This is a genomic window from Dietzia lutea (genome assembly GCF_003096075.1).
Taxonomy (GTDB): Bacteria; Actinomycetota; Actinomycetes; order Mycobacteriales; family Mycobacteriaceae; genus Dietzia; species Dietzia lutea.
Genome location: NZ_CP015449.1, coordinates 1,085,969 through 1,105,214, shown reverse-complemented (window position 1 = coordinate 1,105,214; position 19,246 = coordinate 1,085,969). Strand labels below are relative to the sequence as shown.

General features: G+C 73.1%; 19 protein-coding genes. 8 read left to right on the top strand and 11 right to left on the bottom strand.

Going from position 1 to position 19,246, the window contains the following annotated elements:
- Positions 1-2: 2 nt before the first annotated feature.
- The 3 genes from A6035_RS04985 to A6035_RS04975 all read right to left on the bottom strand — a co-directional run bounded on the left by A6035_RS04985 (position 3) and on the right by A6035_RS04975 (position 3,066).
- A complete protein-coding gene (locus A6035_RS04985) occupies positions 3-1,097 on the bottom strand; it encodes a hypothetical protein (RefSeq protein WP_108846870.1) in 1,095 nt (364 codons plus the stop codon).
- Positions 1,090-2,466, bottom strand: coding sequence for a phosphomannomutase/phosphoglucomutase (locus A6035_RS04980; protein WP_108849085.1), 1,377 nt, complete (start codon positions 2,464-2,466; stop codon positions 1,090-1,092). Before A6035_RS04980 ends, A6035_RS04985 begins: the two co-directional genes overlap by 8 nt.
- 93 nt (positions 2,467-2,559) lie before the next feature.
- Positions 2,560-3,066 (bottom strand): DUF3499 domain-containing protein, encoded by a 507-nt coding sequence (locus tag A6035_RS04975; protein ID WP_108846869.1) that lies wholly within the window; start codon positions 3,064-3,066, stop codon positions 2,560-2,562.
- Between the two features lie 185 nt (positions 3,067-3,251).
- On the opposite strand from A6035_RS04975, the gene A6035_RS04970 reads away from it, so the two are divergent.
- Positions 3,252-3,755, top strand: coding sequence for a metallopeptidase family protein (locus A6035_RS04970; protein WP_108849084.1), 504 nt, complete (start codon positions 3,252-3,254; stop codon positions 3,753-3,755).
- A 355-nt stretch (positions 3,756-4,110) separates the two neighbouring features.
- Here the strand turns inward: A6035_RS04970 and A6035_RS04965 are convergent, their stop codons facing one another.
- The gene (locus tag A6035_RS04965) at positions 4,111-4,422 is read right to left on the bottom strand and encodes a WhiB family transcriptional regulator (RefSeq protein WP_108846868.1); all 312 of its coding nucleotides are present in this window, start codon (positions 4,420-4,422) and stop codon (positions 4,111-4,113) included.
- A 364-nt stretch (positions 4,423-4,786) separates the two neighbouring features.
- On the opposite strand from A6035_RS04965, the gene cofD reads away from it, so the two are divergent.
- Together cofD and A6035_RS04955 are read left to right on the top strand one after the other, a co-directional pair.
- Positions 4,787-5,848 carry a 2-phospho-L-lactate transferase gene (gene cofD, locus A6035_RS04960; protein WP_108846867.1) on the top strand — a complete coding sequence of 354 codons (1,062 nt, stop codon included), beginning with the start codon at positions 4,787-4,789 and terminating at the stop codon, positions 5,846-5,848.
- Positions 5,845-7,269: a coenzyme F420-0:L-glutamate ligase gene (locus A6035_RS04955; protein WP_108846866.1), complete on the top strand. Its 1,425-nt coding sequence runs from the start codon at positions 5,845-5,847 to the stop codon at positions 7,267-7,269. Before cofD ends, A6035_RS04955 begins: the two co-directional genes overlap by 4 nt.
- Here the strand turns inward: A6035_RS04955 and manB are convergent.
- A complete protein-coding gene (manB, locus tag A6035_RS04950; protein WP_244192539.1) occupies positions 7,251-8,366 on the bottom strand; it encodes a mannose-1-phosphate guanylyltransferase in 1,116 nt (371 codons plus the stop codon). The two genes, A6035_RS04955 and manB, sit on opposite strands and share 19 nt — an antisense overlap.
- Positions 8,367-8,465: 99 nt before the next feature.
- The gene (locus A6035_RS04945; RefSeq protein ID WP_108846865.1) at positions 8,466-9,365 is read right to left on the bottom strand and encodes a glycosyltransferase family 2 protein; all 900 of its coding nucleotides are present in this window, start codon (positions 9,363-9,365) and stop codon (positions 8,466-8,468) included.
- A 113-nt stretch (positions 9,366-9,478) separates the two neighbouring features.
- Here A6035_RS04945 and A6035_RS04940 point away from each other — a divergent pair, with 113 nt between their 5' ends.
- Together A6035_RS04940 and A6035_RS04935 are read left to right on the top strand one after the other, a co-directional pair.
- A complete protein-coding gene (locus tag A6035_RS04940; RefSeq protein WP_108846864.1) occupies positions 9,479-11,050 on the top strand; it encodes an LCP family protein in 1,572 nt (523 codons plus the stop codon).
- 68 nt (positions 11,051-11,118) lie between these two features.
- Complete coding sequence (locus tag A6035_RS04935; protein ID WP_108846863.1) at positions 11,119-11,805, top strand: TIGR03089 family protein; 687 nt, start codon at positions 11,119-11,121, stop codon at positions 11,803-11,805.
- Between the two features lie 173 nt (positions 11,806-11,978).
- Here A6035_RS04935 and A6035_RS04930 read toward each other — a convergent pair whose 3' ends face one another.
- From A6035_RS04930 to A6035_RS04910, 5 genes are all read right to left on the bottom strand, one after another.
- A complete protein-coding gene (locus A6035_RS04930) occupies positions 11,979-13,148 on the bottom strand; it encodes an acyl-CoA dehydrogenase family protein (protein WP_108846862.1) in 1,170 nt (389 codons plus the stop codon).
- A gap of 217 nt (positions 13,149-13,365) precedes the next feature.
- On the bottom strand, positions 13,366-13,878 hold the full coding sequence (gene purE, locus A6035_RS04925; RefSeq protein ID WP_108846861.1) for a 5-(carboxyamino)imidazole ribonucleotide mutase: 513 nt from the start codon (positions 13,876-13,878) through the stop codon (positions 13,366-13,368).
- Between the two features lie 99 nt (positions 13,879-13,977).
- Entirely contained in the window at positions 13,978-15,264 is a 1,287-nt protein-coding gene (locus tag A6035_RS04920; RefSeq protein ID WP_108846860.1) for a 5-(carboxyamino)imidazole ribonucleotide synthase, read from the bottom strand.
- Between the two features lie 20 nt (positions 15,265-15,284).
- Positions 15,285-15,848, bottom strand: a complete 564-nt coding sequence (locus A6035_RS04915; protein ID WP_108846859.1) for a PH domain-containing protein — start codon at positions 15,846-15,848, stop codon at positions 15,285-15,287.
- 3 nt (positions 15,849-15,851) lie between these two features.
- Positions 15,852-16,730, bottom strand: a complete 879-nt coding sequence (locus A6035_RS04910; RefSeq protein ID WP_108846858.1) for a biotin--[acetyl-CoA-carboxylase] ligase — start codon at positions 16,728-16,730, stop codon at positions 15,852-15,854.
- Between the two features lie 108 nt (positions 16,731-16,838).
- On the opposite strand from A6035_RS04910, the gene A6035_RS04905 reads away from it, so the two are divergent.
- The 3 genes from A6035_RS04905 to A6035_RS04895 all read left to right on the top strand — a co-directional run bounded on the left by A6035_RS04905 (position 16,839) and on the right by A6035_RS04895 (position 19,231).
- Positions 16,839-18,488: an acyl-CoA carboxylase subunit beta gene (locus A6035_RS04905; RefSeq protein ID WP_108846857.1), complete on the top strand. Its 1,650-nt coding sequence runs from the start codon at positions 16,839-16,841 to the stop codon at positions 18,486-18,488.
- Positions 18,485-18,730 (top strand): acyl-CoA carboxylase subunit epsilon, encoded by a 246-nt coding sequence (locus tag A6035_RS04900; RefSeq protein ID WP_108846856.1) that lies wholly within the window; start codon positions 18,485-18,487, stop codon positions 18,728-18,730. Before A6035_RS04905 ends, A6035_RS04900 begins: the two co-directional genes overlap by 4 nt.
- 165 nt (positions 18,731-18,895) lie before the next feature.
- Entirely contained in the window at positions 18,896-19,231 is a 336-nt protein-coding gene (locus A6035_RS04895) for a cupin domain-containing protein (RefSeq protein WP_235026694.1), read from the top strand.
- The last annotated feature ends 15 nt before the right edge of the window (positions 19,232-19,246 follow it).

The window sequence follows — 19,246 nt, the reverse complement described above, 5'->3', positions numbered from 1 at the left end:
ACCTACAGACCTCCGACGAGGAGGTAGGCGGCGGACAGCTCCGTGCGTGCCATGTGCGCGGCCACCTTTCCGCTCAACGGGGCCGGGGCGTCGCCGACCGTGTCCCGACCGCGGTCGGTGACCCACTCGACGTCCGCTAGCGGGCCCGCGGCCAGCCGGACGATGTCCTCGTCCGCGTCCAACACCATACCGAGGTATCGGACGCGCACGTCCTCACGCGGCCCGTCGAGTTCCTCATCGTGGAACAGGTCCGCCAGCGGATCCACCGGCGGGCGCCCCTGCGCGCGTTCCGCGCCGGCACGCACGGCGTCCCCGACCGACGAGGCCGCGGTGATCCGCCCCGCGTCGCAGAACGCCGCGACCGCGCGATCGCAGCAGGCCGCGGAGACCGCGTCCGCGTGGATCCACACGAGCGGGTCGCGGCCGGCGACCGAGGTCGCGAGCAGCTTGGCGGGATTGACCGGGGTCGCCAGTTCGGGCCCTATCCCCTCGAGTTCGACGTCGACCGCGTCGGCGGCGGCGCCCACGTCCAGTCCCCGCGCCCCGAGGACCGTGAGGACCGCCATCCCGGCCGCGAGGTGCCTCAGCACGCCGCGGTGCGGGGGCAGGTACGGCAGCGGCTCGATCCAGGCGGCGCGCCCCCGGCCCGCCTCGGAGACCGGCCCCTCGCGGGGTACGTCCACGATCACGGCGGCTCCGCGGCCGGCGGCGGCGTCGATCGCCGCGGCCAGGTCGGGATCGCCGGCGTCGTCTCCGGAGACCAGGACGACGTCGAGGGCACCCACCCAGGCGGGCAGGGCGCGGGCGAGCACCAGCGGCGGGACCGCGGGCCCGCCGGCCGCATCGGCGAGGGCGGCCACGACGCCGGCCGCCTGTCGCGCGCGGTCCGACCGGCCGGACACCCACACCACGGCACGGGGACGGAAACCGGCGAGACCGTCGAGCGCCCCGCCGTCGACGGCGGTGGCCACGGCGCGGAGCTGCGCGCCGGCCATCGACGCGTGCAGCAGGGCCCCCGTCGCGTCGGCGGCGCGCAGCGCGTCGGGGTCGTCGAGGTCGACCCGCCCGGCCCCGGTGTCGCTCGACAGGTCAGGCACGGACGATCGCGAGGACCTCGTCGACCACCGCGTCGACGTCCCCCCTGGTCGGCGCCTCCGCGTTGAGGCGCAGCAACGGCTCGGTGTTGGAGGCGCGCAGGTTGAACCACGCGCCGTCGCCGAGGTCGACCGTGACGCCGTCCAGGCGGTCGACCGACACCGCACGGTCGGAGAACGCGGTGACGACGGCCTCCATGCGCTCGGTCTGCGCCTCCGCCGAGTCGAGCGTGGAGTTGATCTCCCCGGAGGCGGCGTAGCGGGTGTACTCACCCATGAGCTCGGACAGCGTGCCGTCCTGAGCGCCGAGCGCGGCCAACACGTGCATGGCGGCCAGCATGCCCGAGTCGGCACCCCAGAAGTCGCGGAAGTAGTAGTGCGCGGAGTGCTCGCCGCCGAAGACGGCACCCGTGTCGGCCATCTGCGCCTTGATGAAGCTGTGGCCCACCCGCGTGCGGACGGCGACGCCGCCCTTCTCCTCGACGAGCTCGGGGACGGCCCTGGAGGTGATGAGGTTGTAGATGATCGACGCGCCGGGCTCCTTCGCGAGCTCCCGCTCGGCGACGAGGGCGGTGATGGCCGACGGGGCCACCGGCTCGCCGCGCTCGTCGACCACGAAGCAGCGGTCCGCGTCGCCGTCGAAGGCCAGGCCGATGTCGGCTCCGCTCTCCCGGACCAGGGCCTGCAGGTCGACGAGGTTGGCGGGCTCGAGCGGGTTGGCCTCGTGGTTGGGGAAGTTCCCGTCGAGTTCGAAGTACAGGGGCACGATCTCGAGCGGCAGTCCGCCCAGGACGGCGGGCACGGTGTGGCCACCCATGCCGTTGCCCGCGTCCACCGCGACCTTGAGGCGGCGGATCCCCGAGAGGTCGACCAGCCCTCGCAGGTACTCGCCGTAGCCCTCGAGCACGTCGCGCTCGGAGACGGTGCCGGCCTCCCCGTCGTACGCGGGGACCCCCTCGATGACCTCGTCGGCGATCGTCCGGAGCCCGGATTCCTGACCCACCGGCTTGGCGCCCGCCCGGCACAGCTTGATGCCGTTGTACTTCGCCGGGTTGTGGCTGGCGGTGAACATGGCGCCGGGGCACTCCAGCAGGCCGGAGGCGAAGTAGAGCTGGTCGGTGGAGGCCAGGCCGATCATCACCACGTCGAGACCCTGCGCGGTCACCCCGTCGGCGAACGCCGCCGACAGTCCCGGGGACGAGTCGCGCATGTCGTGCCCGATCACCACGGTGCCCGCGCCCTCGGAGCGCATGAGCCGGGCGAAGGACGCTCCGACCTCCCGGACGAAGTCCGCGTCGATCTGCTCCCCGACGACGCCACGGACGTCGTAGGCCTTGATGACTGCTCGGACGGACTCGGCGCTGCGTGCCACGTGCTGCTCCAGGGGTGTGAGACGGGGTCGGTCGATGTCTTCCGAGACACTACCCGCGCCGATCACGCGGCGGACCACCCTGCGGGCGGCGGGTCAGCGGGCGGTGGGGCCGGACCCGCCCGCGCCGCCGGCGTGCCGGTCGGCCTCGTCCTCCCGGGCAGCGGACATGTCGGGGACCACCCGCAGGCGGGGGCGCCCTGAGCCAGTCGGCGGCCCGGGGGCCGGGAGCGGGTCGCTGCCGGCAAGCGCGCGGTCCAGCGCGGGCTCGGGATCGGAGACCCCGAGTCGGCGCAGGCGATCGGCGTCGACCAGTGCCGCTCCGGCCCGCCGCCCGCCGACGGGGCCGCCGGTGACGGCGTCCAGGAGGGCGGTGAGATCGGAGTCCTCGGCCGAGGTGTCGAGGTCCGGATGACGGACGAGGTCCCAGCCGCGGGGGGCGGTGATGCGCAGCGCGTGCACGGCGCAGAGGTCCCAGGCGTGCGGCTCCTGGACCGCGGGCAGCGGCCCGATGACTGCCGTGGAGTCCGCGTACACGTAGGTGAGCGTGGCGACCGCACGGTTGGGACATCCCGGGCGGCAGCAACGACGGTTCTCACTCACGAGGCCCCAGCGTAGCCCCGCGCACTGTCCGGGTGGGCCGCGACCCGCCCACACCGGTGCGACCCGGCCGCCACCGACGGGGTTATCCTCGCGCCATGACCCCGACCGCCCCGGTTCCCGGACGGCCGCCCACAGGGACCGCGATCCCGGGCGCCGGCCAGTCCGACGTCGCCGCGGGCAGCCGTATCTCCGTCCGCGATTTCCCCGGCGACCCCGGGCGCCGCGGACCGCGCGTGGTGACGTCCCGCCGCGCGGACCGCCGCGGTCACGGGCCCCGCGGGCCGATCCTGCCGCCCGAGGTGCCCCGCTGGCGCAGCCGGTCGGCGGAGTTCGACGCCGCCGCCCTCGAGGCGTTCGCCGAGATCGACCAGCACTGGCACGCGCGCCTCGAGCACCTGGACCTCGCCGTGGACATGGTGCCGCGTATGCGCCTGCGACCCGGGGAGACGTGGCCCGAGGAGGTCGTGGCCGACGGCGACGTCCCGCTCGCCCGGCTCGTGCCCGCGGGCGTGGACCGGTCGGGGCAGCCGACCCGCGCGCGGCTGGTGCTGTTCCGGAAGCCGCTCACCCGGCGTGCGCCGGAGGGCGACGACCTGCGGGATCTCATCTACTCCGTGCTCGTGGAGCTGGTGTCGCAGCACCTGGAGATCTCACCCGACGAGGTCGAGGCGGGCCCTGACGAGGACTGACTCCGGCCCGGGTGAGGACTGAGTCGGACCCGGATGAGGACTGAGTCGAGCCCGGATGAGGGTTGAGTGGCCCCCGGTATGCAATCCCCCAGCGCACCGCCGTCCGGATGCGCTGCCTCTCCGGCCTACGCGCCCGGTATGGACCACTTCGCCAGCACAACTCTGCCTTGAGCGCGCATTCCGGCAGCGCGGGACGAAGGGGCAGCGCACGTGCGGGCACTCGCGCTGCGTGTTCGCACAACCCCGCGCGCCGGCGGCTGCGGAAGACGGCGCGGGGCGGTCAGTGTGCGACAGGACCCGAGTCAGGGGCCGGGCGTGGTCGGTGGGCGGGGAGAAGTGAGCCGGAGCCCGCGGATCAGATGACGGCGTCGCGCTTGATGCGTCGCCGCTCGCGCTCGGACAGCCCGCCCCAGATGCCGAACCGCTCGTCGTTGGCCAGCGCGTACTCGAGGCACTCCGCCTTGACCTCGCACCCGGTGCAGATCTTCTTGGCCTCGCGGGTCGAGCCGCCCTTCTCGGGGAAGAACGCCTCGGGATCGGTCTGCGCGCACAGAGCCCGGTCCTGCCAGCTCTCCTGCTCGTCCTCGTCGAACAGGCCGGGGACACCGAGGTCGACCAGGGCCAGCTCGGGTCCCGCGACGGTGCGTGACTGTCGATCCACGGTCATCCCTTCGTGTTGCGTTGTTCGTCTGCGAAAGATCCGCGATGGAGTGCCCGGCACCGGCGCGACCGCGAGAGGCCTCGATCGTGAGGACACCGTCGGCCCGGCACCCGTCCGGTGTCCGTAATGAGGTTTACCGTCACCCACCAGGGAATGACACACCTGTGATTACACACATGCAAGCCGCGCAGGTCAAGCGAAATCCACGCGACCTACCATTTTCCTCTCCGGCTATGACCGGTGACACGCCGCCCCGGTTGTGGCGTGGAACACGTCGGCGCGCCGCCCCCGCAGCCCGTCGGCGCGCCGGTCTCCGCAGCCCATCGGGGTCGCGCCCCCGCCCCCCGGGCCCGTCACTACTCTCGTCCCCGTGAAGATCTGTGTTCTGGCCGGAGGCGTCGGTGGCGCCCGTTTCCTCCTCGGCGCCCGCCGACTGCTCGGGCTGGACTCAGAGTCCGCCCGCGCCTCCTCCCCCCACCGCATCGACGCGGTGGTCAACGTCGGCGACGACGCCTGGATGCACGGCGTCCGTATCTGCCCCGACCTCGACACGTGCATGTACACCCTCGGCGGGGGCATCGACCCCGAGCGCGGCTGGGGTCACGCCGGAGAGACCTGGAACTGCCGCGACGAACTCGCCTCGTACGGCGTCCAGCCCGACTGGTTCGGCCTCGGCGACAAGGACCTCGCCACCCATCTCGTGCGTACCCAGATGCTCAACGCCGGCTACCGCCTCACCGACGTCACCGAGGCGCTCTGCACCCGCTGGTCCCCCGGCGTGCGCCTGCTGCCCGTCACCGACGACCGCTGCGAGACGCACGTCGTGGTGACCGACCCGCCGGCCGCGGACGGCGGGGTCGGGGCGGGCGAGGCGGGCGGGTCCGCCACCGGCTCGCGGGCGATCCATTTCCAGGAGTGGTGGGTCCGGCACAGGGCGCAGCTGCCCGCCTCCGGCTTCGTCCAGATCGGCGCGGAGTCCGCCTCCCCGACACCCGAGGCACTGGAGGCCATCGAGACGGCCGACCTCGTCGTCGTCGCCCCCTCCAACCCCGTGGTCTCCGTCGGCGCGATCCTCGCGGTCCCCGGGATGCGCGCCGCGCTGCGCTCCACCCCCGCCCCCGTGGTGGGCGTCAGCCCGGTGATCGGCGGCTCGGTGCTGCGCGGCATGGCCGACGCGTGCCTCACCGCGATCGGCGTCGAGACCTCGGCCACCGCGGTGGCGCGCCACTACGGCGCCCGCTCGGGCACGGGCCTCATCGACGGCTGGCTCGTCGCCCCCGGCGACGGCCCCACTGACGGCTCCGGCACGGTCGACGGCGTCGCCGTGCGCGAGGCGCCCCTGCTCATGACCGACCCCGACGCCACGGCGGACATGCTCGTCGCCGCGATCGAGCTGGCCGGGCTCGACGTCCCCGCGCGGGGCGACCGATGACCGACGGCGCCGTCCCCGAGATCCGCCGCTGGAGCGTCGAACACGCCGCGCCCTCCGACGTGACGATGTGGGCGCCCGACGGCCTGCCCGAGTTCCGCCCCGGCGACGACCTCGCCGGTGTCCTCGCCGACGCGCTCACCGCCGACCCGCACGGCCTGGCTGACGGCGACATCGTGGTCCTCACCTCCAAGGTCCTGTCCAAGACCGAGGGCCGGATCGTGCCCGCGCCCACCGACCCCGAGGAGCGCGACGCCCTGCGGCGGCGGCTCGTCGACGCCGAGTCCGTGCGCGTCGTGGCGCGGGTCAACCGCACGCTCATCACCGAGAACCGGCTGGGGATCGTGCAGGCCGCCGCGGGCGTCGACGGCTCCAACGTCGACGCCCGCGAGCTCGCGCTGCTGCCCGAGGACCCCGACGCCTCCGCGGCCGCCCTCGCCCGCGAACTGCGCGAGCGGACCGGCGCGCGCGTGGCCGTGGTCGTCACCGACACGATGGGCCGCGCCTGGCGGACCGGGCAGATCGACATGGCCATCGGCGCCGCCGGCCTGCGTGTGTCGGTGGGCTACGACGGCGCGGTCGACCGCCAGGGCAACGAACTGCTCGTCACCGACGTCGCGGTGGCCGACGAGATCGCCTCCGCCGCCGACCTGGTCAAGGGCAAGCTCGGGGCCCGGCCCGTCGCCGTGGTGCGCGGGGTGCGCCACCTCCTGGTGGACGACGAGGGGGACGACGACGAGGTGGACGTCCCCCGCCGGGCCCGTGACCTGGTCCGCGGCGGGGAGTTCGATCTCTTCCGCCTGGGCACCGCCGAGGCGCTGGCTCAGGGGCGGCGTGAGGCCGTCCCGACCCGCCGCTCGGTGCGCAGGTTCTCGGACGACCCGGTCCCCGCCGATGACCTGGCCGACGCCGTCACCGACGCCCTCACCGCGCCCGCGCCGCACCACAGCACGCCGATCCGGTTCGTGCGCGTCACCGGCGACGCGCGGACGCGGCTGCTCGACGCCCTGCGCGCGGACTGGGAGCGCGACCTGCGCGGCGACGGACACACCGGCGATGTCCTGGCCCGGCGCCTCGCTCGTGGCGACCTGCTGCGCACGTCCCCGGAACTGATCCTGCCGTTCGTCGACGACGCCGCCGGCGCCCACGACTACCCGGACGCCCGGCGCGCGGACTGCGAGGAGACCATGTTCACCGTCGCCGGCGGCGCGGCCGTGCAGTCGCTGCTCGTGGCGCTGGCCGCGCGCGGTCTCGGCTCCTGCTGGGTGGGCTCGACGATCTTCGCCGCCGAGACCACACGCCGCGAGCTGGGCCTGCCGTCCACGTGGCGGCCGCTGGGCGCGGTGGCGGTGGGCTACCCGGCCGAGCCGGTCCCGCCGCGGGAGCCGCGCCCGGCCGGGGAGGCCTACATGTCCGTGGAGTAGCGGATCCCGCCGTCGGGGATCTCGACGCCCGGCCACACGCGGGCGCCGCGCAGGAGCTCGCAGCGGGCGCCGATCACGGCGCCGTCACCGATCACGCCGTCACGGACGAGCGCCCGATGGCCGATCCTCGCGCCGAAACCGACGATCGACCGCTCGACCGCCGCGCCCGCCTCGATCCGGGCGCCGTCGAAGACGACGGCACCGTCCAGCCTGGCGCCCGCGCCGATCTCCGCACCCCGGCCCACGACCGTGCCGCCGACGAGCACGGCGCCCGCGCCGACCCCGGCACCCTCGTGCACGAGGGCCTCCCCCGCGAGGCCGTCGAGCGCCGGCGAGGGGGCGATACCGCGGACGAGGTCCGAGGAGCCGCGCACGAAATCCTCCGGGGTGCCCATGTCGCGCCAGTAGGCCGAGTCGACGAATCCGTAGACCCGCCTGCCCTCACCGAGCAGCTGCGGGAAGGTCTCCCGCTCGACCGAGACGGGCTGTCCTTCCGGGATCTGCTCGATGAGCTCGCGACGGAAGACGTAGCAGCCCGCGTTGATCTGGTCGGTCGGCGGATCCTGCGTCTTCTCCAGGAACTCCTGCACGCGGCCGTCGTCGTCGGTGGTGACGCACCCGAACGCGCGCGGGTCGGACACACGCACCAGGTGCATGGTCAGGTCGGCGTGCTTCGCCCGGTGCAGGGCCAGGATCTCCCGCAGGTCCGTCCCGCCGAGCACGTCGCCGTTGAATACCATGACGGTCGACGCGGTGAGCTCGGGCAACACGTTGCGGATGCCGCCACCCGTGCCCAGCGGCTCGGTCTCCACCACGTACGAGATGTCGAGGTCCAGGTCCGAACCGTCGCCGAAGTGCTCCTCGAACACCTCGGCCTTGAACGACGTGCCCAGCACGACCCGCCGGATCCCCGCCGCGCGGATGCGCGACAGCAGATGGGTGAGGAACGGCAGGCCAGCGGTCGGCAGCATGGGCTTGGGCGCGGAGATCGTCAAGGGCCTCAGCCGCGTCCCCTTACCGCCGACCAGCACCACCGCCTCGGTGTCGGCGATCAGGTCGTCGCCGGTCGCGGCGCTCCCGGTGGTCGTCGAGGTCACGATGAAGCTCCTGGGGGTCGTCGGGCCCCGCGGTCGCGCTCGCGCCCGCCGGGGCAGTGGGTGGATGTCGGTCTGGGGGCGGACCCGGCCGGCGCGGGCTCAGCCGTGGCGGCTGCGGGACGAGCGCGCGGCGCGCCGCGCGGACCGGATCGCAAGGCGGCACCGCAGTTCCAGTCCCGCTCTGAGCGCCCAGCGTATCGGGGCCTGCCACCTCCGTGGGTGCCTGTCCGCCTGGAACAGATACGCGCTGCGGTGGTGGGCCCGGAGAGTGAATTCGGGCACCGCTTTCGCCGCGTGGCCCTGGTCGTGGCGGATGACGGCGTCCGGGACGTAGACGTTCTGCCACCCGGCGCGCCCGAGCCGGTCGCCCAGGTCCACGTCCTCCAGGTACATGAAGTAGCGCTCGTCGAACCCGCCGAGCGCGTCGAAGGCCTCGCGGCGCAGCAGCAGGCACGAGCCGGACAGCCAGCCCGCGGTCCGCTCGGTCTCCATGTCCGCGCCGTCGAGGTAGCGGGCGGTCCACGGGTTTCCCCGCCACACCTGCCCGAGCAGGGCGTGACCAATCCCGGCCCCGAGCCGCGGCACCGAGCGCGCCGACGGGTACACCGACCCGTCCGTCTCGGAGATCCGCGGGCCGAACGCGGCCGCGCGCGGCCACCGCCGCGACGCCGCGAGAAGGGCGTCGACCGAACCCGGTTCGAACGTCACGTCCGGGTTGACCACCAGGACGAACTCCTGGTCGAACTCGTCCGGACGCGCGGCGATCTCGGTCACGGCCCGGTTGATCGCGGTGCCGTACCCGAGGTTGCCGCCGGTCGGGAAGAACTCGGCGAAGTCGTACTCGGCGGCGACGGCCTCGGGCGCCCCGTCGATCGACCCGTTGTCCGCCATTACCAGCGCCACCGGCCGGGACGTGGCCGCCGGGAGGGTCTCGACGAAACTGCGGAGGTGGTCGCCCGGCGAATACGTCACCGTCACGACGGGTAGTCGGGTCGTCACGCGCAACACCCTACGACGCGGCCCGTCGATTCCGACGCCCGGCGCGCGGCGCGGTACCGTGGGATGATCGTCGGCGGCCTCGAGCGGCCCCTAATCGAGGACAAGGACGGTGGATGAGCGCCGAGCTGCCAGTGACTCCCCGTCGGGCCCACAGCCGGGCGCGGGGCAGGCGCCACGCCACCCCGGCCCGCCCGATGGCCTCACGCATCGGCCGCGTGCTCGCCGCCCTCGTCTCCGCGGTCTGCCTCCTGGTCACCGGCGTCGGCTGGACGCTCGTCAGCGGACTCAGCTCGGACCTGTCCTCCGCCGGCGGCCTGGACGTGGGCGACGGCGGCCTCGACGGCGCGGTGGACATCCTTCTGGTCGGCACCGACAACCGGACCGACGCCCAGGGCAATCCCCTCAGCCAGGAGGAGCTCGCCACCATCCGCACCGGTGAGGAGGACGGCGAGAACACCGACACGATCCTGCTCATCCGCATCCCGGAGGACGGCAGCTCCGCCACCGCGATCTCCATCCCGCGTGACGTGTACGTGGAGACCAACACCGTCGGCGGCAGCAAGATCAACGGTGTGTACGCGGCTAACAAGGAGGCCCACCTCGAGCGGGTCGTGGCCTCGGACCCCGAGGGCGTCATCACCGAGGAGGATCAGCGCGCGGCCGTCAACGCGGGCCGGAACGGGCTCATCGGCGCCGTCGCGGACCTCACCGGCGTCCAGGCCGACCACTACGCGGAGATCGGGCTGCTGGGCTTCGTACTGCTCACCGACGCGGTCGGCGGTGTCCCCGTCTGCCTCAACGAGCCCGTCGACGAGCCGCTGTCGGGCGCGAACTTCGACGCGGGTGTCCAGACGGTCTCCGGCTCGGACGCCCTGAGCTTCGTCCGCCAGCGCCACCACCTGCCCGCCGGCGATCTCGACCGCATCGTCCGCCAGCAGGTGTTCATGTCGCAGCTGGTCAAGAAGACCCTCTCGGCCGGCACCCTCACCGATCCCACCAAGCTCGGTGCGCTGGTCAACGCCGCCAAGCGCTCGTTCGTGATCGACGAGAACTGGGACTTCGTGGACTTCGCCATGAAGCTCAAGGACATCAGCGGCGGCAGCGTCCGTTTCGAGACCATCCCGGTCACCAGCATCGACTCGTACACCGAGTGGGGCGAGTCCATCGTCACCGCCGACCCCGTCCAGGTGTCGGAGTTCGTCGCGGGCTTCGCCAGCACCGGAGAAGACAACGACGTCGCCGAGGGCGGGGAGGGCGAGCCCGCCCCCGGTGAGCCCGGCGTCAACCCCGCGACGATCGCCGTGTCGGTGGTCAACACCACCGCGATCGACGGGCTGGCCGCCCGGGTCTCCGGTGCGCTCACCGAACTGGGCTACACCACCGGCGACCTGCTCACCGACCCCGCCGCCGCCTACACCTCGCACGTGGCGGCGGGCTCCGGCGACGACGCCGCCGCGTTCGCCGTCTCCGACGCGCTCGGTGGCCTGCCGGTCCAGGTCGACCCCGCGGTCCCGCCCGGCACCGTCCGCGTGGTCCTCGCGGACGACTACAGCGGCCCCACCGGTGAGGCCGCCACGACCGAGTCCTACTCCCCCGCCACCACCACGTACGCGCCGCTCCCGCCGTCGATCGCGCAGCGTCCGACCTTCGACGCCGGCGGGCCCGACGTACCCTGCGTGAACTGACCCCCGGAGGCGGACGCACCGCCCGCCGCAGCGGGGGAACCACCCCACGACGCCAGGAGGCCACCCGAGTGAACACCGCCGCAGACACCGTCCTCCAACCGCTGCTCGCGCTCGACCCCGGGGCGCCGATGGTCACCCACTACGACCAGGCCGTCCCGTCCCGCGTCGAGTTGTCGGTCACCTCGACCGCCAACTGGGCGGCGAAGATCGCGGGACTGCTCCGCGACGAACTCGGCGTGACGCCCGGTGACGTGATCGTGTGCGACCTGCCCGCCCACTGGCTCACCGCCGGTGTCCTGCTGGGCGCCTGGTGGGCGGGCGCCGAGGTTCGCACAGGGTCCGCGGACGACGTCGTCGTCGTCGTCACCGTCCCCGACCGCCTCGACCGCCACCCCACCGACGTCGAGACCCTCCTCATGACCACCGACCCGATGGGCCGCCCCCTGGCCGCCGCGGGCGTCGAGGTGCCGCCGGGCGTCACCGATCTCGCCGAGGCGTGCCGCATCCACCCCGACGCGTTCGCACCCTCCGGCGGCGGTGACCGCGCCCTCGACGGCCTGCCGCTCGACCAGCTGGCCGAACCCGCCCTCGCCGGTCGTGCGCTGGTCGCGGGCCGAGAGCGCGACGACGTGGTGGCCACCCTGGCGCGGGTGTTCGCCTCCGGCGGGACGGCCGTGCTGGTCACGGGCGCCGACGCCGACGACCCCGCCGTGGCGGGGATCGCGGACACCGAGCGCACCACGCTCACCGCCTAAGGGGGTCCAGCGCCGGGCGGGCGTTCTCTTCCCGCCCCGGCTCCCCCGCCCGAGACGAGAAAATCCGCTACCCCGGTACCGGATCCGCGCCCTTTGTAGGGGTGGCGGATCCGTACGCGGGGTAGCGGATTTCCGGGCCGGGCACGCGGGCCGGAGCCCGCGCGCCGGTCGATTCAGGCCAGGAGCTGGCGCGCCATGACCATGCGGTTGATCTGGTTGGTGCCCTCGTAGATCTGGGTGATCTTGGCGTCGCGCATCATGCGCTCGACCGGGAAGTCACGCGTGTAGCCGGCACCGCCGAACAGCTGCACCGCGTTGGTGGTGACCTCCATCGCCACGTCCGAGGCGAAAGTCTTGGACGCGGCGGCCATGAAGCCCAGCTTCTCACCACCGGGCGCGCTGCCGCGCTCGGCGTTGGCGGCGGCGGTGTAGACCATCAGACGTGCGGCCTGCACCTTCATGGCCATCTCGGCCAGCATGAACTGGGTGTTCTGGAAATCCGAGATCGCGCGACCGAACTGGCGACGCTCCTTGGTGTAGGCGATCGCCGCGTCCAGCGCACCCTGAGCGATACCCACCGCCTGCGCTCCGATCGTCGGCCGGGTGTGGTCCAGCGTCTGCAGCGCGGTCTTGAACCCGGTTCCCGGCTCGCCGATGATCCGGTCACCCGGGATCCGGACGTTCTCGAAGTACAGCTCAGCGGTGGGCGAGCCCTTGATGCCGAGCTTCTTCTCGGTCTTGGACACCCCGAAGCCCTCGTCATCGGCGTGGACCATGAACGCCGAGATCCCGCCGGCGCCCTTCTCGGGGTCGGTCACGGCCATGACGGTGTACCAGGTGGACTTGCCGCCGTTGGTGATCCACGCCTTGGAGCCGTTGAGGATCCAGTCATCGCCGTCGGCCTTCGCGCGGGTGCGCATCGACCCGGCGTCCGAGCCGGCCTCACGCTCGGACAGCGCGTAGGAGGCCATCTTGCCCGCGGCGATCTCGGGCAGGACCTTCTGTTTGAGCTCCTCGCCGCCGGCCAGGATCAGGCCCATCGTGCCGAGCTTGTTCACCGCCGGGATCAGCGAGGACGAGGCGTCGACCCGGGCGACCTCCTCGATCACGATGCACGCCGCGACCGAATCCGCGCCCTGGCCCTCGTACTCCTCGGGCACGTGCACGGCGTTGAAGCCCGAGGCGTTGAGCGCATCGAGGGCCTCCTGCGGGAACCTCTCGTTCTCGTCGACGTCCGCGGCGTGGGGGGCGATCTCCTTCTCCGACAGCGCGCGGATCGCGGCGCGGAGCTCCTCGTGCTCCTCCGCCGGACGGTACAGATCGAAGTCGGGGTTACCGGACATGTGCGGGCCTCCAAAAGGGGGAATCGTCAGTGCTGGTCACGCGGCGGGCGCCGGTGTCCGGACATCGGTGTGGGCCGGTCGCGCGACGGCGTCGGCTCGCGAGTGGATCCGGGGTGCACCCGGCCACTCAGGTTACCAGCGGCTAACTGGATTCCTCCCCCGTCGGCGACCCCGCTTTCCGCATCGCGGAACGCGCGTGCCGGGTGCCTCCCGCCCGTCAGCCGAGCAGACGCTGCCGGAGCGCGTCGTCCTTGCGCTCGACCATCACCTCGAGTTCCGCCTGGAAGCCCTCCATCCGTTCGCGCACGGCGGGATCGGAGGCGGCGAGGATCCGGACCGCCAGCAACCCGGCGTTGCGAGCTCCCCCGATCGAGACGGTCGCCACCGGGACCCCCGCGGGCATCTGCACGATCGACAGCAGCGAGTCCATGCCGTCGAGGTGCGCCAGCGGCACGGGCACGCCGATCACCGGCAGCGCGGTGGCGGACGCGACCATGCCCGGCAGGTGCGCGGCACCGCCCGCGCCGGCGATCACCACGCGGATGCCGCGACCGGCGGCCGAGCGGGCGTAGTCGAGCATCTTCTGCGGGGTGCGGTGCGCGGAGACGACGCCCACCTCGAACGGGATCCCGAACTCGGCGAGCGCCTCGGCCGCCGCCTCCATGGTGGGCCAGTCGGAGTCACTGCCCATGATGAGGCCGACCTGCGGCCCGTCCTGTCGCGCGGTCATCTGGTCGCCTTTCGTGGAGGTGTGTCAGCGATGGGCGGCCGGGGCGCCGGCCGCCCGGGGGATCGTCCGGTGAGTGGGGCGTCCGGACGGGGCGGGAGCTCAGCGTTCGAAGTCGCCGACGGGCGCGCCCGTGTGGGGGTCCCAGCCATCGGCCCACTGCGCGTGGGACAGCCAGTGGGCGGCCAACTCTGCCACCGCGCGCACGGCGGCCACCTGGTCCGCGTCGTTCGGGTCCAGGCCCGGGTCGGCGAGCACGTTGACATGCCCGATCTTGCGGCCGCGTCGCTCGGACTTGCCGTAGAGGTGCACCTTGGCGTGCGGGAAGCGCGCCGCGAGGTGGTGGACGCGCTCGTCCATGCTCATCTCGGGGGTCTCGGGCGCGCCGAGAACGTTGGCCATCACGGTGAGCGGGGCGGTGGGCACGGTCGAGCCGAGCGGGTAGTCGAGCACGGCGCGCAGATGCTGCTCGAACTGGCTGGTGGTGGCCCCGTCCATGGTCCAGTGCCCGGAGTTGTGGGGCCGCATCGCCAGCTCGTTGACCAGCACGCCGGGGCGACCGTCCGAGCCGACGACCTCGAACAGCTCGACGGCCATGACGCCGGTGACATCCAGGTGCTCGGCGAGCCGCAGGGCGGTCGCCTGGACGGCGGAGCGCAGGTCGTCGGGCAGCCCGGGGGCGGGAGCGATCGCCACGGCGCAGATCCCGTCGCGCTGCACGGTCTCGACGACCGGCCACACGGCGCCCTGACCGAACGGGGACCGCGCGACCATGGCGGACAGCTCCCGGGTCCACGGTACCCGGGCCTCGGCCATCATGGGCACGCCGGCGGCGAGCTGCTCGGAGGCGATCCGCTCGGCCTCCTCGAGCGAGTCCGGCATCCAGACGCCGCGCCCGTCGTAGCCGCCGCGGGCGGACTTGAGGACGATCCGCCCGTCCTGCTCGTCGTGGAAGCGCCGGACGTCCTCGACGGAGTCCACCCCGGCGAACGGCGGGATCGGCGCGCCGATCTCGGCGAGGGCGCGCCGCATGACGAGCTTGTCCTGGGCGTGAATGAGCGCGGAGGCACGCGGGCGAACGGCGACGCCCGAGGCCTCGAGGTCGAGCAGGATCTGCGGGGGCACGTGCTCGTGGTCGAAGGTCATCACGTCGGCGCCCTCGGCGGCGGCGCGGACGGCGTCGGGGTCGTCGTGTGCGCCGATCACGACGTCGGGGGTGACCTGGGCCGCGGGGTCGAGCGGGTCGGCGGCGAGGACCCGGAGGGTCTGGCCCAGGGCGACGGCGGACTGGTGGGTCATGCGGGCGAGCTGCCCGCCGCCGATCATCGCCACGACGGGCGCTGCGAGTGGATTGCGGCGGATGCGCGAGTCGTCGTTCACGCCGCCCATCGTCTCACGTCGCCCGGGTGTCAGCGTCGCCCCGGCAGGCCCCAGCGGGAGCGCGGCGCCGCGGGCAGCGGGGCGGGCGGCGGTGGCGGGGGCAGCCGGAGGAGCTCGTCGTAGACGGCGGCGTGGACGCGGGCCACCTCGGGGACGTGGTCGATCTCGATGGGCGGGAGGTGCCCCAGCTCGAGGATGAGGCAGCCCGTGCCGAGCGCGCGGTCGGCGAGGGTGTGCCGGAAACGGACGGCGCTGATGCGTCGCAGCGGCACGTCCACGCACCGCCGGTTGGAGCCGGCCGGGCGATAGAGCACTCGCTCGTCGGTGACGACGAGGTCCGTGCGCGCCCAGCGGATCAGCGGCCAGAGGGCGAACCGGAGGACGACGAGGGAGAACAGCACCGCGACCATGGCCCAGGTGGCGGTCCGGTCCCCGGCGTGGACGACCTGGACCTCGATGAAGCCGCCGGCGATGCCGGCGAGTCCGGCGCCGACGAGCGTGACGAGCGCGGGCCTGACGAGCGCGCGCCAGTGCGGGTGGGTGTGGACGATGAGCGTCTCCCCCGGCGCGAGGACCGATCGGACGAAACCCACGGCTCAGCCGCCCCACCGACCGCCGACGCCGCGGACGTGGGTGACGTCGCCCGCGGCCACGGGGAACTCGCCGTCGGTGTCGACGACGACGAGGCGGCCGTCGCGGTCCACCCGGTCGGCTCGCCCGGTCCGCACGACGTCCCCGGGCAGCTCGACCCTCACGTCGGCGCCGATGGTGGAGCAGGCCTCGGAGTAGGTCGTCATGAGCAGGTCCGAGATGGTCGATCCGCTCCCGCGTTCACACTCGCGCCACTGTCCGTGGCGCAGGGCGAGCGCCTCCAGCACGGCTCTCGCGAGGCGGTCCCGGTCGACCGATCCTCCGGCCAGCGCGAGCGAGGTGGCGTGCGGTACGGGCAGCTGCGCCTGGGTCAGGGACACGTTGATCCCGACGCCCACCACGATGGCGGGCAGGCGCACCGCGTAGTCACCCCCGGCGGGGACCGTGGTCATCTCGGCGAGGATCCCGGCGATCTTCCGGCCGTCGACCAGGACGTCGTTGGGCCACTTCAGGGTGGCGTCCACACCGCCGGCCTCGCGGAGCCCGTCGCGGATCGCCAGGCCGGTGACCAGGGGCAGCCACCCGAAGAGCGTCGGCGAGACCGCACCGGGACGCAGCAGGACGCTGACGGCGACCTGGGTGCGGGGCGGGGCGGTCCACACGCGACCGAGCCGGCCACGCCCCGACGCCTGGTGCTCGGCGAGCAGGACGCTGCGGTCCGGCGCGCCCGCGGCCGCGCGGGCGAGGAGCTCGGCGTTGGTAGACCCGATGTCCTCGACCACCTCGAGCGAGGAGTAGGGGGCGTCCGGTCCCTCCACCAGCAGGCGACGGAGCGCGTCGGCGTCCAGCGCGGGCGGGGTCTCGGTACCGGTGTCTGCGTGCACGACACCCAGGGTATGTGCCCGCTCCGACAGGGGGCGCGGGCCGTCTCCGGGCGCCGTTGGCCGGGTCACGTCGCCACGGAGCGCGGTGACTAGTTAGAGTCTTGCAACATGACGACTGCCTCAGAACCGGACGTGAGCGCCGACGTCCAGACGGACGCTGCGACCCCCGACATCCACACCACCGCCGGGAAGCTGTCCGAGCTGCGTCGGCGCCTCGACGAGGCCCGGGCCCCCATGGGGCAGGCCGCGGTGGACAAGACCCACGAGAAGGGCCTGATGACGGCCCGCGAGCGGATCGAGAACCTCCTCGATCCGGGCTCGTTCGTGGAGATCGACGCCCTGGCCCGCCACCGCGCCACCACCTTCGGCCTCGCGGAGCGTCGCCCGCTGGGTGACGGTGTCATCACGGGCTACGGCACGATCGACGGCCGCAGCGTCTGCGTGTTCTCCCAGGACGCCACCGTCTTCGGCGGGTCGCTCGGTGAGGTCTACGGCGAGAAGATCGTCAAGGTCATGGACCTGGCCCTGAAGACCGGCCGCCCGATGATCGGCATCAACCACGGTGCCGGTGCCCGTATCCAGGAGGGCGTCGTCTCGCTCGGCCTGTACGGCGAGATCTTCCACCGCAACGTCCTGTCCTCCGGCGTCATCCCGCAGGTGTCCCTCGTCATGGGGCCGTCCGCCGGCGGCCACGTGTACTCCCCCGCCCTGACCGACTTCACCGTGATGGTCGACAAGACCTCGCAGATGTTCGTCACCGGCCCCGACGTCATCAAGACCGTCACCGGCGAGGAGGTGTCGCAGGAAGAGCTCGGCGGCGCCACCACTCACATGACCAAGTCCGGCGTCTCCCACTACACGGCCAGCGACGAGCAGGACGCCCTCGACTTCGTCAAGGACCTGCTGTCCTATCTGCCGAGCAACAACCGGGCCGAGGCCCCGCGGTTCCCCTACCCCGTGGCCGAAGGCGCGATCGAGGACAACCTCACCCTCGAGGACCACGAGCTCGACACGATCATCCCCGACTCCTCGAACAGCCCGTACGACATGCACGAGGTCATCTCGCACATCGTCGACGACGGCGAGTTCCTGGAGATCCAGGCCCAGTACGCGATGAACATCGTCATCGGCTACGGCCGCATCGAGGGCCGCAGCGTCGGCGTGGTGGCCAACCAGCCGACCCAGTTCGCCGGCTGCCTGGACATCAAGGCCTCCGAGAAGGCCGCGCGCTTCGTCCGCACCTGCGACGCGTTCAACATCCCGATCCTCACCCTGGTCGACGTCCCGGGCTTCCTGCCCGGCACCGGCCAGGAGTTCGACGGCATCATCCGCCGCGGGGCCAAGCTCCTCTACGCCTACGGTGAGGCCACCGTCGGCAAGGTCACCGTCATCACCCGCAAGGCCTACGGCGGCGCGTACGACGTCATGGGGTCCAAGCACATGGGCGCGGACATCAACCTTGCGTGGCCGACCGCCGAGATCGCCGTCATGGGCGCCTCGGGCGCGGTCGGGTTCGTCTACCGCAACGAGCTCAAGCAGGCCGCGGCCAACGGCGAGGACGTCGACGCCCTGCGCCTGAAGCTGCAGGCGGAGTACGAGGACACCCTCGTCAACCCGTACGTCGCCGCCGAGCGCGGGTACGTCGACGCGGTGATCCCGCCGTCGCACACTCGCCTGCAGGTCTCCCAGGCGCTGCGCCTGCTCGACCGCAAGGTCGTCGAGGTGCCGGCCAAGAAGCACGGGAACATCCCGCTGTGACCGGCGAACAGCAGCAGGACCGGGCCGCCGAGGCCGAGAAGCCGTTCTTCGAGGTCGTCGGGGGCAACCCGTCGGCCACCGAGGTGGGAATCCTGGCCGCGGTCTTCGCGACCGCCCAGGGCAACGCCGCCCACGGCGGGCACGACACCGGGATCAAGAACGACTGGGGTGCCTTCGAGGACCGGCTCCGGCCGCCGTTCGGCTACAGCCCCAACTCGTTCCTCAACCGCCGCCAGTACTGACCGGCCCGCACGCGACGCGCACCGCCGCCCCTGCTCCTGCACTCCCGCCCGCACCGATGGGCGCGCGAGAGTGCAGCGGCGGGGGCGGCCGTCGTCGGCGACCCCGCCGGTAGGCTGGAGAGGCGCCGCCCGGCCGGTCGGCGCGCCGGTCCGCGAGGAGGCCGCATGTCCGAGGACCGCGAGCACGGCAGGCGCGCGGGCACCGACGAGGGCACCGCCACCCATCACACGGGGATCATCGGGCGCGCCGAACCGTCCGCGGACCGTCCCGGCACCAACGTCATCCACCAGGATGAGACGACGAAGGTCGTCGCGTTCGAGTTCGACGAGGGCCAGAAACTTGCCGATCACGCCGCCTTCCACCCGATCCTCGTGCAGCTCCTGCGCGGACGCGTCGAGTTCGGGCTGCCGGACCGCACCCTTGACCTGCACACCGGCGAGATCGTGCACCTCACCGCCAAGCTCCGGCACCGGGTGCGGGCTCTCGACCCACCACGTTGACCGCCACCATGCTGC

Excerpts from the sequence above, each read along its gene's own strand:
- A6035_RS04965 (WP_108846868.1), bottom strand. The coding sequence starts at position 4,422 with ATGACCGTGGATCGACAGTCACGCACCGTCGCGGGACCCGAGCTGGCC.
- A6035_RS04940 (WP_108846864.1), top strand. The coding sequence starts at position 9,479 with ATGAGCGCCGAGCTGCCAGTGACTCCCCGTCGGGCCCACAGCCGGGCG.
- A6035_RS04905 (WP_108846857.1), top strand. The coding sequence starts at position 16,839 with ATGACGACTGCCTCAGAACCGGACGTGAGCGCCGACGTCCAGACGGAC.
- A6035_RS04930 (WP_108846862.1), bottom strand. The coding sequence starts at position 13,148 with ATGTCCGGTAACCCCGACTTCGATCTGTACCGTCCGGCGGAGGAGCAC.
- purE (WP_108846861.1), bottom strand. The coding sequence starts at position 13,878 with ATGACCGCGCGACAGGACGGGCCGCAGGTCGGCCTCATCATGGGCAGT.
- A6035_RS04955 (WP_108846866.1), top strand. The coding sequence starts at position 5,845 with ATGACCGACGGCGCCGTCCCCGAGATCCGCCGCTGGAGCGTCGAACAC.
- A6035_RS04895 (WP_235026694.1), top strand. The coding sequence starts at position 18,896 with ATGTCCGAGGACCGCGAGCACGGCAGGCGCGCGGGCACCGACGAGGGC.
- A6035_RS04920 (WP_108846860.1), bottom strand. The coding sequence starts at position 15,264 with ATGGGCGGCGTGAACGACGACTCGCGCATCCGCCGCAATCCACTCGCA.